The sequence below is a fragment of the Klebsiella sp. S69 genome, from assembly GCF_016516145.1.
GTDB lineage: Bacteria > Pseudomonadota > Gammaproteobacteria > Enterobacterales > Enterobacteriaceae > Klebsiella > Klebsiella oxytoca.
In genome coordinates this window covers 75,627-90,890 of sequence record NZ_JACVUU010000026.1, presented here as the reverse complement: position 1 = coordinate 90,890, position 15,264 = coordinate 75,627, and the positions used below count along the sequence as shown (strand labels likewise).

The window sequence follows — 15,264 nt, the reverse complement described above, 5'->3', positions numbered from 1 at the left end:
AAACTCCCCCTTTCCCGCTACAGTTAATTTTCCACGGTGCAAAAGGAGAGGGCCATGCTCTATATCTTTGATTTAGGTAATGTGATTGTCGATATTGACTTCAACCGGGTGCTCGGGACGTGGAGCGATTTAACGCGGATCCCTCTTGCGACGCTGAAGCAGCATTTCACTATGGGTGAAGCGTTCCATCAGCACGAGCGCGGCGAAATTAGCGATGAGGATTTTGCGGCGGCGATGTGCCACGAAATGAACATGCCGCTTAGCTACGAGCAGTTCTCCCACGGCTGGCAGGCGGTTTTCGTCGCCCTGCGACCGGAGGTGACGGCAATTATGCAAAAATTACGCGAGCAGGGGCATCGAGTCGTGGTCCTGTCCAATACTAACCGTTTGCATACCACCTTCTGGCCGGATGAATATCCAGAAATACGCGCCGTGGCTGACCATATCTATCTCTCCCAGGAGATGGGGATGCGTAAACCCGAAGCGCGGATCTACCAGAGCGTGCTCGAATCGGAAGGTTTCTCCGCAGAGGATACGGTTTTCTTCGATGATAACGCGGATAATATTGCCGGCGCTGATCAGTTAGGTATCACGTCAATTCTGGTAACCGGAAAGGAGACGATACCGAACTACTTTGCGAAGCAGCTATGCTAAAAACCGTTCATCAAAAAACAGCGCGCCATCTGCGGCCGCTGGTGGCCTGGCTGAAGCTGCTATGGCGGCGTATTGATGAAGATCATATGACGACCCTGGCGGGAAACCTGGCCTATGTGTCGTTACTCTCCCTGGTGCCGCTTATCGCCGTTATATTTGCGCTGTTTGCGGCCTTTCCGATGTTTTCTGATGTCAGTATCCAGATTCGACACTTTATTTTTGCCAATTTTATTCCGACCACCGGCGATGTGATTCAGGGCTATATCGAGCAGTTTGTCGCCAACTCCAGTCGGATGACCGCCGTGGGCGCTTTCGGCCTGATTGTGACATCGCTGCTGCTGATGTATTCCATTGATAGCGCATTGAATACTATCTGGCGCAGCACCCGAACCCGGCCAAAAACCTACTCCTTTGCCGTCTATTGGATGATCCTCACGCTGGGGCCGCTGCTGGCGGGGGCCAGCCTTGCGATCAGCTCCTATCTCCTGTCGTTACGCTGGGCCAGCGATCTGAATAGCGTGATTGACGATGTGCTGCGTATTTTTCCGCTCATTTTATCGTGGGTGGCATTCTGGCTGCTATACAGCATTGTGCCGACGGCCGAGGTCCGTAACCGCGATGCGATAATCGGTTCCCTGGTTGCGGCGCTGCTCTTTGAGGCGGGGAAGAAAGCTTTTGCTTTATATATCACTGCGTTCCCGTCCTATCAGCTGATTTATGGCGTGCTTGCCGTGGTACCCATTTTGTTCGTCTGGGTGTACTGGACGTGGTGTATCGTCTTGCTTGGCGCTGAAATTACTGTCACTCTCGGTGAATACCGCAAACTGAAAAAAGAAGAAACAGAACAATCATGATTGCATTAATTCAACGCGTATCCCGAGCTAGCGTTACCGTGGAGGATGAAGTGACGGGCGAAATCGGTCCCGGGCTTCTGGTGCTGTTAGGCGTCGAGAGAGACGATGATGAGCAAAAGGCGAATCGCCTGTGCGAACGCGTGCTGGGATACCGTATTTTTAGCGATGCTGAAGGCAAAATGAATCTTAATGTGCAGCAGGCTGGCGGCAGCGTGCTGGTGGTTTCACAGTTTACGCTGGCAGCGGATACCGAGCGCGGGATGCGTCCTGGATTTTCTAAAGGCGCGGCACCGGATAAAGCGGAAGCGCTGTACGAGTATTTCGTTGAGCGCTGCCGCCAGCAGAAAATGAATACGCAGACCGGGAGATTTGCTGCCGATATGCAGGTTTCTCTGGTGAATGATGGTCCTGTGACCTTTTGGTTGCAGGTATGAGCCAGCTTCCGGGCAGGCTGCGGGTAACAAAAGAGAGTACAGCTATGTATCACCTTCGCGTACCGCAAACAGAAGAAGAGTTAGAGAGCTACTACCAGTTCCGCTGGGAGATGCTGCGTAAGCCGCTGCATCAGCCGAAAGGGTCCGAGCGCGATGCGTGGGATGCGATGGCGCACCATCAAATGGTGGTCGATGAAGAGGGTAATCTGGTTGCCGTTGGGCGACTGTATGTGAACGCGGAAAACGAAGCCTCGATCCGTTTTATGGCCGTACATCCGTCAGTACAGGATAAGGGGCTGGGAACCCTGATGGCGATGACGCTGGAGTCCGTCGCCCGTCAGGAAGGCGTTAAGCGCGTGACCTGTAGCGCCCGTGAAGACGCGGTAGAATTCTTTGCCAAGCTCGGGTTTGTGAACCAGGGTGAAATCACGACGCCGACCACCACGCCGATTCGTCATTTTTTGATGATTAAGCCAATAGCCTCGCTGGACGATATTTTACATCGCGGCGACTGGTGCGCTCAGCTGCAGCAGGCCTGGTATCAGCACATCCCTCTTAGTGAAAAAATGGGCGTGCGTATTCAGCAGTATACCGGGCAAAAGTTTATCACCACTATGCCGGAAGCCGGTAACCAGAATCCCCACCATACGCTGTTTGCCGGCAGCCTGTTTTCGCAGGCAACGTTAACCGGCTGGGGGCTTATCTGGCTGATGCTGCGCGAGCGGCATCTTGGCGGCACAATTATTCTCGCAGATGCTCATATTCGTTACAGTCAGCCCATTAGCGGACGCCCCAGCGCTGTTGCCGATCTCGGCTCATTAAGCGGCGATCTCGATCGCCTGGCGCGTGGGCGCAAAGCGCGCGTTCAGCTGCAGGTTGAGCTATTCGGTGACAATCGGCTCGGCGCGGTTTTTGAGGGTATCTATATCGTGCTTCCTGCGAAGCCGTTCGGCTCTTATGAAGAGGGTGGCAACGAAGAGGAGTAGCCTCCCTTTACGCTTATCTACTGGCCCGGTGATTTTACCCGCCAGGCGATATCTCTCATCGCGCTGGCTGCCGCTGGGCTGATACCGCCCAGCTGGAAGAAGCCGTGAATCACTCCGAGATAGCGCTGACAGGTGCACTCTACGCCCTGTTCAAGCAGGCGCTGGTAAAGCGCTTCGCCTTCATCACGCAAAGGATCGTATTCTGCCGTCAGAATATGCACCGGCGGTAAGCCGTTAAAGTCTTTACGCCATAGCGGGCTGGCTTCCGGGTGGTGGAGTGTCGTCGACGAAAGGTACATTTCATAGCCGCTGAGCAGAGTGTCTTCGGTGATAATGTAATCTTTACCGTTATCGATATAGCTCTTCATACTGGCGGTGGCATCCAGCATCGGGTAAATCAAAACAAGCTGCGCGGGTTGCCATGCCCGGGTGGTTTTCAGCCGCAGAGCGGTGACCAAGGCCAGATGACCCCCGGCGCTGTGGTAAGCCAGCTGACGGAGCTGATGGTCATGCGTGGCGAAACCACCGCTGATAAAGCAGCCGCCGTGAAAATAGATGACCGCAGGGAGAGCGCCTGAGGCGTTGAGGGGGGAGACAATGCGAAATGTCATGCCTTCGAGCTCGATATCTTCTACCTGAACGCGCTTTTCTTGCTCTCCAGCCAGTACCGTGCTGGCGATATAGCCGCGTCTCCGGTCATCAATACTCTGAGCGCGCGATGAGGGGCGACCCGCCTCGATAAACTCCCGCACCTGTATTGCAATACCCTTTTCAAGCGCCATTTTTATTCCCTTAACCTGTTTGGATATACAGGTTTATAGCCTGATCGTGAGCAAAAGAAAACCGGGGATTTTCGTTGGGAAGTGATTCTGGAAAGCGGCTCGCAAAAGTGAAACCCATTGCTGGACGAAGCAGCAATCGCAGGGAGGAGTATGGGATAAAGCTGCCGGATGCCATCGTACTGGCAACAGCGCAAATAGATCGTTATGAACTGGTCACGCGCAAAGCAAAAGTTTTGCCGGCATACCGGGAGTGATTACGCTTTATCATTTGTAAGTCGGGCAGCAGAAGAGGCTGCCCGACATGCTGCTCGCCGTTACTCCCCCTCTCCCGGGAACAGGAACGGGTTGATGGAGCTGCGGGCAAAGCCCTCTTGTTCCATCCGTGCGTCCAGCACCAGTGAGGCGAGGTCGTCGGCCACGGCTTCTACTTTGGGATCCTTTTCCTGATAAAGAATCTTCAGGTAGGTACCGCAGTCGCCGCAGCTTTCGGCTTTAACGGCCGCCTGCTCGTTATCTAAAGACCAGTAGTGCAGATCGCGCGTCTGTTCGCAGTTGCTGCATTTCACGCGCACCACGTGCCACTCGGTTTCACACAGGTTGCAGTGCAAATAGCGCAGGCCCTGAGTGGTGCCAATTTGCACTATGCTGGAGACCGGCATCGAGCCGCAAACCGGGCAGAATTGACGCTGCTCACCGTATTCGGCGCGAGCTTTACCGGGTATCAGGCTGGCCATCTGCGCCCAATAGAGCGATAGCGCGGCCCAAATAAACGGTGCTTTATCGCTGCTAACGGAGGCAAAATCGGAGACAAATAGCGCGCTTGCCATCAGTTCCAGCTCTTGCTCTGACGCTTTTTCCAGATTCTCGATAACCGCCAGCGCCGGGCCGCTCATCTCGGGCTTCAGTTCGGCAATCAGCGAATGCAGTAGCTTGTGCCAGTGCTTGTCGCGCGGTAAAACGTGAATATCGAGCGGTGGTTTGCCCTGATCGTTCGCTTCTTTAATGCGTGCGGTGAGATCCATCTGCAGGGGATGATCGTACAGCACCACTTCCTGCGCGTGGGCGATAAGCGCAGCAAAGCGCAGATAATCCCCCAGCGGATTATTTTCAGCCAGTTCGCGCAGGCGCTCGGCACGACGGTTATATAAATTTTTGAGTCGAGGAAACAACAACGGTGGAATCATATCCGTCGCGCGTTTCTCGCTCTTTTCCAGCTCATCTTGCGGGATGATACGAATGCTCATTCAGTCACTTCCTGGTTTCAGCAGATTCGGCGATGGTCGCGTCCGCTCTGTGATTTGGCGGGCATCATGCGCCCGCTCTGGTGATGTCATTAATGATAACCGTAATCGGCATACGGGATATACCCATGACATCGCAATGTGTGCGCTACGATACCTGATATCGATACCCCAGACTATGCACCGTTAGGATTAGCCATCCTGTCCCATGAGTTTAGCGAAGCGGGAAGAGTGCCAATCCCGCCTGCGGTGCATGAGGGCTGGAGGCAGCAAAAGCGAACGGTATCCGCAAAAAAATGGCGTCGATATACGACGCCATTTATAAGACCAGCAAAGCGCACGCTTACGACTGGCGCTTATCCTGCTTTTCGCGGACTTCACGATACCAGCGCGGATGATGCTTCTTCGCCCAGGTCTTCGTGACCCAGCCTTCCACCATCGCGGTTATCGTGCCCTTCACCCACAGCGCGGCGTAAATATGCACCATGATCACCACAATCAGCGCCACCGCAGAGAAGGAGTGCAGCATCAGCGCGAAGCGGATAACCGGGATGGAGAACGCCGGCGCAAAGTACGGACGCCAGATAATCACCCCGCTGACCAGCAGCAGCACCAGCAAGATAATCGCCGCCCAGAACACGCATTTCTGGCCGAAGTTATAGCGTCCGGTATCGCCCACTTCCTCGTTGACGACAATCTTGCGAATATTCTTCGCCCAGAAAATATCGTCCCGGTTGATCAGGTTGTGGTGCCAGTAGCGGAAGAACATGATGATGAACGAGGCAAACATGATCACGCCCACAAACGGGTGCAGAATGCGCGCCAGCTGCGGTGTGCCCATGATTTGCATCAGCCAGTTGAAGGACGGGAAGAAAAAGCCCAGCCCGCTCACCGCCGCCAGCACGAAGCAGAAGGCGGTGACCCAATGGTTGATTCGCTCCGGCGCGGTGTAGCGCACGATGGTGTCACGTCTTTTCATTTGCGCACCTCGTCTTTCTCTTCATCCAGATTGTCCTCTTCCTCTTCCGCGCGGTTCGGACCGACGCCGACGTAGTGGAAGATGCTGGCGGCGAAGGTGGCCGCAAATCCGACCGCGGCCAGCGGTTTCCAGATCCCTTTCCAGAACTTCACGGTAGCGCTGATTTCCGGATTTTCCGGCAGGCCGTGATAGAGATTCGGCTTGTCGGCGTGGTGCAGCACGTACATCACGTGCGTGCCGCCAACGCCTGCTGGATCGTACAGACCTGCGTTGTCATAACCGCGGGTTTTCAGCTCGGCGACGCGCTCGCCTGCCAGCGTTTTCATATCCTCTTTGGAGCCAAAGTGGATAGCACCGGTCGGGCAGGTTTTCACGCAGGCCGGTTCCTGGCCAACGTTAACGCGGTCCACGCACAGTGTGCATTTATAGACGCGGTTGTCTTCCGGGTTCAGACGCGGCACGTTGAACGGGCAGCCAGCAATGCAGTAGCCGCAGCCGATGCACTGCTCAGACTGGAAGTCGACGATGCCGTTGGCATACTGAATGATTGCCCCTTCCGCCGGGCAGGCCTTCAGGCAGCCCGGATCGGCGCAGTGCATACAGCCATCCTTACGGATGAGCCACTCCAGTTTGTCGTTCTGCTCCACTTCCGAGAAGCGCATCACGGTCCAGGATTTGGCGGTCAGATCGGCGGGGTTATCGTACACCCCGACGTTATGACCCACTTCATCACGAATGTCGTTCCACTCGGAGCAGGCCACCTGACAGGCTTTACAGCCGATACAGGTCGTGACGTCGATAAGCTTCGCCACCTCTTCCTGATGGTCCCGCGCGTGCGGCGCGGGGGTGAAGCCGTTAGTCGCGGAACGACGGATAATGTCTTGCGATTGATAAGCCATAATTCGTCTCCGTTACGCCTTTTCCACGTTCACGAGGAAAGCCTTGAACTCCGGCGTCTGCGTGTTCGCATCCCCGACAAACGGCGTCAGGGTATTGGCGATAAACCCTTTCTTCGCCACGCCTTCGTAGCCCCAGTGAATCGGAATACCGATAGTATCGATATCCTTGCCGTCCGCTTTCAGCGTGCGAATACGCTTGGTCACCACCGCCTTGGCTTTAATATAGCCGCGGTTAGAGGAGACCTTCACGGTATCGCCATGGGCGATGCCGAGCTTGTTCGCCAGCTTCTCGCCGATCTCCACAAACTGCTCCGGCTGCGCGATGGCGTTGAGAAGCGCGTGCTTGGTCCAGTAGTGGAAGTGCTCGGTCAGACGGTAAGTGGTACCGACGTAAGGGAATTTTTCCGCTTTGCCCATCTGCTCAAGGTCGCCTTTAAAGACGCGAGCGGCCGGGTTAGAGACGACATTCGGGTGCAGCGGGTTAGTGCCCAGCGGCGTTTCAAACGGCTCGTAGTGTTCCGGGAACGGCCCCTCCGCCATCTTATCGATAGCGAACAGACGTCCCATCCCTTCCGGCTGCATGATAAACGGCCCGACATCGCTGTCCGGCGCCGCGGCGCTGTAGTCTGGAATATCCACGCCGCCCCACTTCGCGCCGTCCCATTTCAGGAGCTGACGCTTCGGATCCCACGGTTTACCCTGCGGATCAGCGGAGGCGCGGTTATACAGGATACGGCGGTTAAGCGGCCACGCCCATGCCCAGCCGAGGGTATTGCCAAGGCCAGATGGATCGGCATTATCGCGACGGGCCATCTGGTTGCCGTCAGGCGTCCAGCTGCCGGCGAAGATCCAGCAGCCGCTGGAGGTCGTGCCGTCGTCACGCAGCTGCGCAAACGAACTGAGCTGCTGGCCTTTCTTGACGATCACAGCACCGGTTGCCGGGTCGGTGATGTCAGCCAGCGCCTTGCCGTTGCTCTCCATCGCCACTTCTTCCGATGCCGGTTCATGCGGCGTGGCGTAGTTCCACGTCATGTTCAGCACCGGTTCCGGCGCCGGTCCGCCCTGTTCGGCGTACATCTTGCGCAGGCGTAAGAAGATACCGGCGAGGATTTCACCGTCGGTGGCCGCAATCCCCGGGGCGTCAGCGCCTTTCCAGTGCCACTGCAGCCAGCGGCCGGAGTTAACGATGGAACCGTTCTCTTCGGCGAAGCAGGTGGACGGCAGGCGGAACACTTCGGTCTGGATTTTCGCCGGATCGACGTCGTTCGACTCTCCGTGGTTTTGCCAGAAAGTGGAGGTTTCGGTGTTGAGCGGATCGATGGTCACCAGGAACTTCAGCTTCGACAGCGACGCAACAACCTTGTTTTTGTTCGGGAACGAGGCTACCGGGTTAAAGCCCTGGCAGATATAGCCATTCACTTTACCCTGATTCATCATCTCGAAGTATTGCAGGACGTCGTAGCCCTTGTCCCACTTCGGCAGCCAGTCAAAGCCCCAGCTGTTTTCCGCCGTTGCTTTATCGCCAAAGAAGGCCTTCATCATTGAGACGAAGAATTTCGGGTAGTTACCCCAGTAGTTCACCTGATCCTTCAACAGCGGTTTCGGCGTATTGGCGGCGAGGTAGGTTTGCAGGTCAGTCTGTTTCTCGCTCGGCAGCGTCATATAGCCAGGCAGGCTCTGCGACAGCAATCCTAAGTCGGTGAGACCCTGAATATTGGAGTGGCCGCGCAGGGCGTTTACGCCGCCGCCCGCCATGCCCATATTACCGAGCAGCAGCTGGATCATCGCCATGGTGCGAATGTTCTGCGCGCCGATGGAGTGCTGCGTCCAGCCCAGTGCGTACAGGAAAGACGCGGTTTTATCAGGAGCGCTGGTTTCCGCAATGTACTCGCAGACTTTCAGGAAGTCCGCTTTTGGCGTCCCGCAAATATTTTCGACAACTTCTGGCGTATAGCGGGAAACGTGCTGCTTCAGCAAATTCCAGACGCAGCGCGGATGCTGCAGCGTGGTATCGCGTTTAGCAAAGCCGTTTTCATCCAGCTCATAGTTCCAGGACGTTTTGTCGTACTTGCGGGCTTCGGCGTCATAGCCGCTGAATAAACCGTCTTCAAAGCTGTAATCTTCACGCACGATCAGGCTGGCGTTGGTATAGGCTTCGGTATATTCACGGTTAATCTTTTCATTGTTCAACAGGTACAGGATGACGCCTGACAGGAAGGTAATGTCAGTACCGGAACGAATGGGGGTATAGAAATCAGCCACCGACGCGGTACGCGTAAAGCGCGGATCGATCACAATTAGCTTCGCGCCATTGTGGATCTTGGCTTCCATCGCCCAGCGGAACCCAACCGGGTGAGCTTCAGCGGCGTTGCCGCCCATCACCACGATAAGATTGGCGTTCTTTATGTCGACCCAGTGGTTGGTCATCGCACCGCGACCAAATGTTGGAGCAAGACTTGCTACCGTTGGTCCGTGTCAGACGCGCGCCTGGTTGTCGACCGCGAGCATACCGAGCGCGCGGGTAAATTTCTGGGTTAAATAACCGGTTTCGTTACTGGAGGCGGAGGCGCACAGCATACCGGTGGTCAGCCAGCGGTTGACGGTGGTGCCTTCGCTATTCTGCGCGACAAAGTTGGCGTCGCGGTCTTCTTTCATCAGCTTAGCGATACGGTCGAATGCTTCATCCCAGCTGATTTGCTGCCATTTATCAGAGCCTGGCGCGCGATATTCTGGAAATTTCAGGCGACTTTCGGAGTGGATAAAGTCTACCAGACCGGCCCCTTTAGGGCAGAGCGCACCACGGTTGACCGGATGGTCCGGATCACCTTCGATATGGAAGATAGACGCTTTGGCATTTTTTGCGCCGTCGCCGAGGCTGTACATTAACAGCCCACAGCCAACGGAACAGTAAGTGCAGGTGTTACGGGTTTCGCGGGTGCGCAGCAGCTTGTACTGCCGTGTTTCCGCTAGCGCTAAACCGGGCGCAAAGCCCAGCGCCGCTGCCGTGGTTCCTGCCATACCGCCAGCGCAGATCTTAAAGAACTGCCTTCTGCTGACCTGCATGGTTCGCTCCTTGTTTCGACATTGTCACGTATAGTTATTTGCTTTGCGGTAAGGGCCGCAAAGGTTCAGAATTGGGGGTAATTTCCCTCGTTCCCGGAGGGATATAAACAGAATACCACATTGTGTGTATGCCTGTTCCAATACGGTTAAGACAAAGTGAACAAGAAGCCTCTTGAACAAATCGAAAATGTGACCGATATCACAGGTTATCGCCAGGTATCGCTCTGGAAGCGCCCAAATTTGCAACATCCTCAGCCAGACGAGTTAGCTGAAGAGGTACCCGTTGCGCTGGTTTATAACGGCATCTCGCACGTGGTGATGATGGCGACGCCGAAAGACCTGGCGCAGTTCGCCGTCGGCTTTTCCTTATCCGAAGGGATTATAGAGAACCGGCGCGAGATTTATGGCATCGACGTCGTTCAGGCCTGTAACGGCCTGGAAGTGCAAATTGAGCTCTCCAGCCGCCGCTTTATGGGATTAAAAGAGCGCCGTCGTGCGCTAGCCGGCCGCACTGGCTGTGGCGTATGCGGCGTGGAACAGCTCAACGATATTGGTAAGCCCGTGCAGCCTCTGCCTTTTACCCAGACGTTCGATCTGGCGAACCTCGATCGCGCGCTGGCGCATCTGCGGGATTTTCAGCCAATAGGCTGCCTTACCGGCTGCACGCACGCGGCGGCTTGGGTAACGCTTTCCGGCGAGCTCGCGGGCGGCCACGAAGACGTTGGCCGCCACGTGGCGCTGGACAAACTCCTCGGACACCGCGCGGAAGCTGATGGCGCCTGGCAGAACGGTGCGGCGCTCGTCTCCAGCCGCGCCAGCTATGAAATGGTGCAGAAGGCGGCGATGTGCGGGGTGGAAATTCTTTTTGCGGTCTCTGCCGCGACCACGCTGGCGGTTGAAGTTGCTGAGCGCTGTAACCTGACGCTGGTGGGCTTCTGCAAGCCGGGTAGGGCAACCGTATACACGCATCCGCAGCGGTTAATTGCAGGTTAAAATTAAGTCAGTTTTTTTGAATGATAACAGCAAATCCTTCCACTTTTTGTTTGGCGATGTGAGGGCTACTATTTATCACACCAAGGCACGGCGCCTTATCAAAACAACTAACGTAAAGGGTTTATCTCATGAAAAGCATCAAAACTTTTGTCGCTGTTATCGCACTTTCCGCTTCTTTTGGTTCCTTTGCTGCGGAAACCGTCACCGCTACCGCAGCAACGATGGACGGTGCGGAAGCGAAGATCGCCGCTCAGGCCCAGGCCGCAGGCGCGTCGTCTTACAAAATTACCGAAGCGTTTACCGGTAACCGCGTGCACATGACCGCTGAACTGAATAAATAAGCTTAAAGCTACTGTCGAAAGAGCGCCCAAGGGGCGCTTTTTTTTGTCTGAAATTTATTCCCTGGGGTGCTTTACGTAGGCGCCTTTGCCGTGAGGAGCGACGATATCAGCACCAAACAGGTGGAATGCAGCTTTGCGCGTAGGGCCCTACAACAATGGACAGGCAGCAGATGAGAAAGTCGTTAACCCTCCCGAGGCAAAAAAATGCGCTATTTATCACATTTCCGCCTTTTCATTACCGCCGGGTTTATTGGTCGAAACCGTCAAGCTGGCCGCAGAACGGCTCATTCAGGCAACTTAATGATCTTAAAGAAAATAAAAAAATAATTGTTAAGGCGATCGCCTTTTATAAAGGAGAGATTGATCACAAAAAACGTGATAATAAACCCGGTGTCAATATTAGGTGTGACTAAATTTATCGACATATTGTGATCTCTATTGCAAATAACAGCCTTGAAGTCGGGGAAAAATGTTGGCAGGTAAAACGGCGGGGGCAGACAATGAAAATTGGCATTGTTATTAGCGGTGGCGATGTTTCTGGAATTAATAACTTTATATTTCAGATTGCCAGACTGGCGAGTGCCGATATCACCGTTTTTAACGGGGGCATACCCGGGTTATTGGATAAAAATCATCACGAAGTTGCGTGGCGCGATCTGGTTGATTTCTCCATAACGTCTATTCCGATCATCACATCCGGTCGGACCAGCCGCAAGCTGTTGCGCAGTGAATATGAAACCATAGCTAAAAAAATTAAATCATTGCGTATCGATGTGCTGATTATGGCCGGCGGCGACGGCAGCCTGCAGTTTCTCAATACGCTGAGTGAATTTGATATTAACTGCTTTGGCGTCGGGATGACTATCGATAATGATGTATACGGCAGCGATTATACGATTGGTTTTTCTACTGCCTGCGAGCAGATTATTAAAGAAGTTTCCCGTTTAAGAAATACCGGAAGAGCATTACCGGGTCGGGTATTTATGGTTGAAATATTAGGAGGCTATTGTGGAGAGTTAACGTTGCAATCCGCTATTAAATCTAATGCTGATATTGCCCTGATTCCGGAATCACAGATGCCGTTAGAAGCGCTGGCCGAGCGGGTGAAGCACAAGCTAAAACAGCAAAATAGCGTGGTGATCCTCTGCTCTGAAGGCTACACCAGAGAGTATTCTCCCGGTTTTCAGGGGGCCATTGATACCATGATTAAGCAGCTCGAACCGCAAATTGGCGTACGCATCCGCAAAACCATCGTGGGCTACGGCTTACGCAGCGGCGACCCGACCTGCGAAGAAATCTATCAGGGGACGATTATGGCCTGCGAAGTGGTTCGCTGCATTCAGTCCGGCATGAAAAATAAAGCCATTATAATTAATTCCAGTAACAAACCTATTCCGATTGATTTAGTCAGTATGAAAAAACGTCTGGTCGATACCGAAGGACACCATTATAAACTTGCCAAACAACTCAATATTATTTGAGGAGACCCTACATGCTGAAAATTCTTTGCGTATGTGGCTGCGGCCTCGGTTCTAGCTTTGCCATCGAAATGACGGCGAAGGCGGTTTTAAAGAAACTGGAAATTCCGGCGCAAATTGAACATACCACAATTTCCGAAGCCGGGGCGTTTAAATCAGACATGATTCTGACGCAAAAAACCTTTGCCGATATATTAACCGCAGATGCCAGTGAGGAGGAAATTAAACGTGTGGTGGTACTGCATAAACTGACGGACAAAGATGAGGTTGAAGCCAAAATCGTCGCATTCTTAAAAGAGCGTAACCTGAAGGTGGCAGATTATGAATAGCTTTGTAGAGTTTATCGTCAAAGATTTGCTCGGCCAGGCTTCGATATTAATTGCATTTATTGCGATGCTGGGCCTGATTTTACAAAAAAAATCAGCGGGCAAAACGGCGGAGGGAACCTTTAAAACGCTGCTCGGTTTCTTAATAATGATGGCCGGAATCAACATTATTGTCGCCACGCTAACGTTCCTTAACGATATCTTCACCCAGGGATTCGGCATGAAAGGCTACATTACTGATGTTGCCGCCATCGCCGGGTTAGCCAACCGTGAATTAGGTTCCGAAGTGGCGCTGACCCTGATGGTCATTTTTGCCGTTAACATTATTATCGCCCGCCTGACGCCGCTCAAATATATCTTCCTGACCGGCCAGGCTCTGCTGTGGATGGCGACCATCGGCGCGGTAATCGGCTATAAAGCCGGGCTGACCGGACTGTCGCTGATTTTAACCGGCGGTATTTTCGGCGGCGTAATGGCGGTATTGATGCCCGCTCTTGCGCAGCCGGTGGTCAGACGTATTACCGGTTCCGATGATGTGGCGCTGGGGCACTTCTGCACCATCGGCTATCTGGTGCAGGCGGCGGTGGCTAAAGTGGTCGGGAAAGGTTCCCGCTCAACCGAAGATCTTGAGCTACCTGATAACTTTAAGTTCCTCCAGGATACCTACCTTGCGATGGCGGTGGTAATGGTGCCGATGTACCTCATTCCCGCGCTTGCCGCAGGCCCGGAATATATCGCGCAGTTTTCCGGCGGTATTAACTACCTGATGTACGCCTTTATGCAGTCTATACAGTTTGTGGCGGGGGTATTCGTTCTCTATAGCGGCGTGCGCTTATTGCTTAACGAGCTGGTGCCGGCATTCCGCGGCATCGCCATGCGCATTGTCCCGGACGCAAAACCCGCGCTGGATTGCCCGGTACTGTTCCCCTATGCGCCCAATGCGGTGATTGTCGGCTTCCTGGCAACGACCGTCGGCTCCATTATCGGCATGCTGGTATTCCCGATGTTTGGTCTGGCGATGATCCTGCCCGGCCTGTTAACCAACTTCTTTGCCGGCGGTACGGCAGGCGTGTTTGGCAACGCGCTGGGCGGCCGGCGCGGAGCGATGATTGGCGGCGTCATTCACGGCCTGTTTATTACCTTTCTGCCCGCCATTTTAGTGCCGATGCTGGAAAGCTACGGCTTTACCGGCGTCACTTTCAGCGATTCTGACGTCATTAGTTCCGGTCTGGTATTGGGCCACGCCTTCCAGAATAACTGGCTATTTGTTGCTCTGTTCATTGTTTTTGTTGCCGCACTGGCATGGTTCGTAAACGGTAAATCAGCTAAGCCAAAAGGGGAAAATATTCATGAGTCTGTATAACTTCAACGCGATTCTGAAAATTGCGCAGGAAAGAGATTTTAAAGCCATTGGCTCGTTTAATTTGCACTGTATTGAAATGCTGCCCGCCTTTTTTAAAGCGGCGCAGATAAGCGATAGCCCATTAATGATTCAAATCTCTACCGGGACGGCGGAATATCTCGGCTATCGTTTACTGGTGGATGCCGTGCGCTCGCTCGCGGAAAGTGAAAACGTGCCGACCTGTCTGCATCTGGATCACTGCTCTGATATCAGCGCCATTGAAACGGCAATGGATGCCGGATTTTCATCAGTGATGTATGACGGCTCCCATCTGGGGCTGGAGGAGAATATCGGCAATACGCGTATCGTGGTGGAGATGGCGCGCCCGCGGAATATCACGGTAGAAGGCGAGCTGGGGGCGATAGGCGGCTCGGAAGATGGCAAAGCCGTTGCCGCAGAAGATATTTGTTTCACCACGGTGGAAGACGCCAAACGCTTTGTGAAGGAGACGCAGGTGGATATGCTGGCGGTCTCCGTAGGCACGGTACATGGCCTCTATACCGGCAAAGCGCAGATCCAGCATCAGCGGCTGAAAGAGATTAGCGCCGCCACAGGCGTACCGTTAGTGCTCCACGGCGGTACCGGCGTCAGCGATGATGATATGCGCCTGGCCGTAACGGAAGGCATCAACAAAGTGAACGTCGGTACTGAAATGAACGTTCAGTGGGTCGATCAATGTAAAACCACTTTTGAAAAAGGCAAAGTTAACGACAGCGTGCGCAAATTCTTAATTCCGGCGAATAATGCGGTCACCCAGGTATTAATGGAAAAAATCGCGCTGTTTAAATAATACTTTATTTTTAATCGTATTCCGTTGCCCTGCTGTCCGTCA

Annotated in this window: 15 protein-coding genes and 1 pseudogene; 11 read left to right on the top strand and 5 right to left on the bottom strand. The window is 53.9% G+C overall.

Annotated features, from left to right (window positions below):
- The first annotated feature begins 54 nt into the window (after positions 1-54).
- The 4 genes from yihX to fabY are packed head-to-tail and all read left to right on the top strand — an operon-like array spanning position 55 to position 2,928.
- Positions 55-654, top strand: a complete 600-nt coding sequence (yihX, locus tag IAE27_RS23305; protein WP_004107358.1) for a glucose-1-phosphatase — start codon at positions 55-57, stop codon at positions 652-654.
- Positions 648-1,508, top strand: coding sequence for a virulence factor BrkB family protein (locus IAE27_RS23300; protein ID WP_004107366.1), 861 nt, complete (start codon positions 648-650; stop codon positions 1,506-1,508). The genes yihX and IAE27_RS23300 overlap by 7 nt, the downstream gene beginning before the upstream one ends.
- Positions 1,505-1,942, top strand: coding sequence for a D-aminoacyl-tRNA deacylase (dtd, locus tag IAE27_RS23295; protein WP_004107369.1), 438 nt, complete (start codon positions 1,505-1,507; stop codon positions 1,940-1,942). Before IAE27_RS23300 ends, dtd begins: the two co-directional genes overlap by 4 nt.
- 44 nt (positions 1,943-1,986) lie before the next feature.
- Positions 1,987-2,928 carry a fatty acid biosynthesis protein FabY gene (gene fabY, locus IAE27_RS23290; RefSeq protein ID WP_187326134.1) on the top strand — a complete coding sequence of 314 codons (942 nt, stop codon included), beginning with the start codon at positions 1,987-1,989 and terminating at the stop codon, positions 2,926-2,928.
- A gap of 17 nt (positions 2,929-2,945) precedes the next feature.
- Here the strand turns inward: fabY and IAE27_RS23285 are convergent, their stop codons facing one another.
- Complete coding sequence (locus tag IAE27_RS23285; RefSeq protein WP_200092884.1) at positions 2,946-3,710, bottom strand: alpha/beta hydrolase; 765 nt, start codon at positions 3,708-3,710, stop codon at positions 2,946-2,948.
- A 116-nt stretch (positions 3,711-3,826) separates the two neighbouring features.
- On the opposite strand from IAE27_RS23285, the pseudogene IAE27_RS29695 reads away from it, so the two are divergent.
- A pseudogene (locus IAE27_RS29695) lies at positions 3,827-3,984 on the top strand (VapC toxin family PIN domain ribonuclease); the annotation flags it as partial.
- A 40-nt stretch (positions 3,985-4,024) separates the two neighbouring features.
- Here the strand turns inward: IAE27_RS29695 and fdhE are convergent.
- From fdhE to fdnG, 4 genes are all read right to left on the bottom strand, one after another.
- The gene (gene fdhE, locus IAE27_RS23280; protein ID WP_070555358.1) at positions 4,025-4,954 is read right to left on the bottom strand and encodes a formate dehydrogenase accessory protein FdhE; all 930 of its coding nucleotides are present in this window, start codon (positions 4,952-4,954) and stop codon (positions 4,025-4,027) included.
- Positions 4,955-5,294: 340 nt separating this feature from the next.
- Positions 5,295-5,930: a formate dehydrogenase cytochrome b556 subunit gene (gene fdoI, locus IAE27_RS23275; RefSeq protein WP_004116787.1), complete on the bottom strand. Its 636-nt coding sequence runs from the start codon at positions 5,928-5,930 to the stop codon at positions 5,295-5,297.
- On the bottom strand, positions 5,927-6,829 hold the full coding sequence (gene fdxH, locus IAE27_RS23270) for a formate dehydrogenase subunit beta (RefSeq protein WP_004107383.1): 903 nt from the start codon (positions 6,827-6,829) through the stop codon (positions 5,927-5,929). Before fdxH ends, fdoI begins: the two co-directional genes overlap by 4 nt.
- 12 nt (positions 6,830-6,841) lie before the next feature.
- Positions 6,842-9,892, bottom strand: coding sequence for a formate dehydrogenase-N subunit alpha (fdnG, locus tag IAE27_RS23265; RefSeq protein ID WP_094298909.1), 3,051 nt, complete (start codon positions 9,890-9,892; stop codon positions 6,842-6,844).
- A 156-nt stretch (positions 9,893-10,048) separates the two neighbouring features.
- Here fdnG and fdhD point away from each other — a divergent pair, with 156 nt between their 5' ends.
- The 6 genes from fdhD to IAE27_RS23235 all read left to right on the top strand — a co-directional run bounded on the left by fdhD (position 10,049) and on the right by IAE27_RS23235 (position 15,222).
- Positions 10,049-10,885: a formate dehydrogenase accessory sulfurtransferase FdhD gene (gene fdhD, locus IAE27_RS23260; protein ID WP_004107391.1), complete on the top strand. Its 837-nt coding sequence runs from the start codon at positions 10,049-10,051 to the stop codon at positions 10,883-10,885.
- Positions 10,886-11,013: 128 nt separating this feature from the next.
- Positions 11,014-11,226, top strand: coding sequence for a YdgH/BhsA/McbA-like domain containing protein (locus IAE27_RS23255; protein WP_004107394.1), 213 nt, complete (start codon positions 11,014-11,016; stop codon positions 11,224-11,226).
- A 500-nt stretch (positions 11,227-11,726) separates the two neighbouring features.
- Positions 11,727-12,707 carry a 6-phosphofructokinase gene (locus tag IAE27_RS23250; RefSeq protein WP_004116804.1) on the top strand — a complete coding sequence of 327 codons (981 nt, stop codon included), beginning with the start codon at positions 11,727-11,729 and terminating at the stop codon, positions 12,705-12,707.
- Positions 12,708-12,718: 11 nt separating this feature from the next.
- Positions 12,719-13,033: a PTS sugar transporter subunit IIB gene (locus tag IAE27_RS23245; protein ID WP_004107427.1), complete on the top strand. Its 315-nt coding sequence runs from the start codon at positions 12,719-12,721 to the stop codon at positions 13,031-13,033.
- A complete protein-coding gene (locus IAE27_RS23240; RefSeq protein ID WP_004107430.1) occupies positions 13,026-14,393 on the top strand; it encodes a PTS sugar transporter subunit IIC in 1,368 nt (455 codons plus the stop codon). Before IAE27_RS23245 ends, IAE27_RS23240 begins: the two co-directional genes overlap by 8 nt.
- Positions 14,380-15,222, top strand: coding sequence for a class II fructose-bisphosphate aldolase (locus IAE27_RS23235; protein WP_004107433.1), 843 nt, complete (start codon positions 14,380-14,382; stop codon positions 15,220-15,222). Before IAE27_RS23240 ends, IAE27_RS23235 begins: the two co-directional genes overlap by 14 nt.
- Positions 15,223-15,264: the final 42 nt, after the last annotated feature.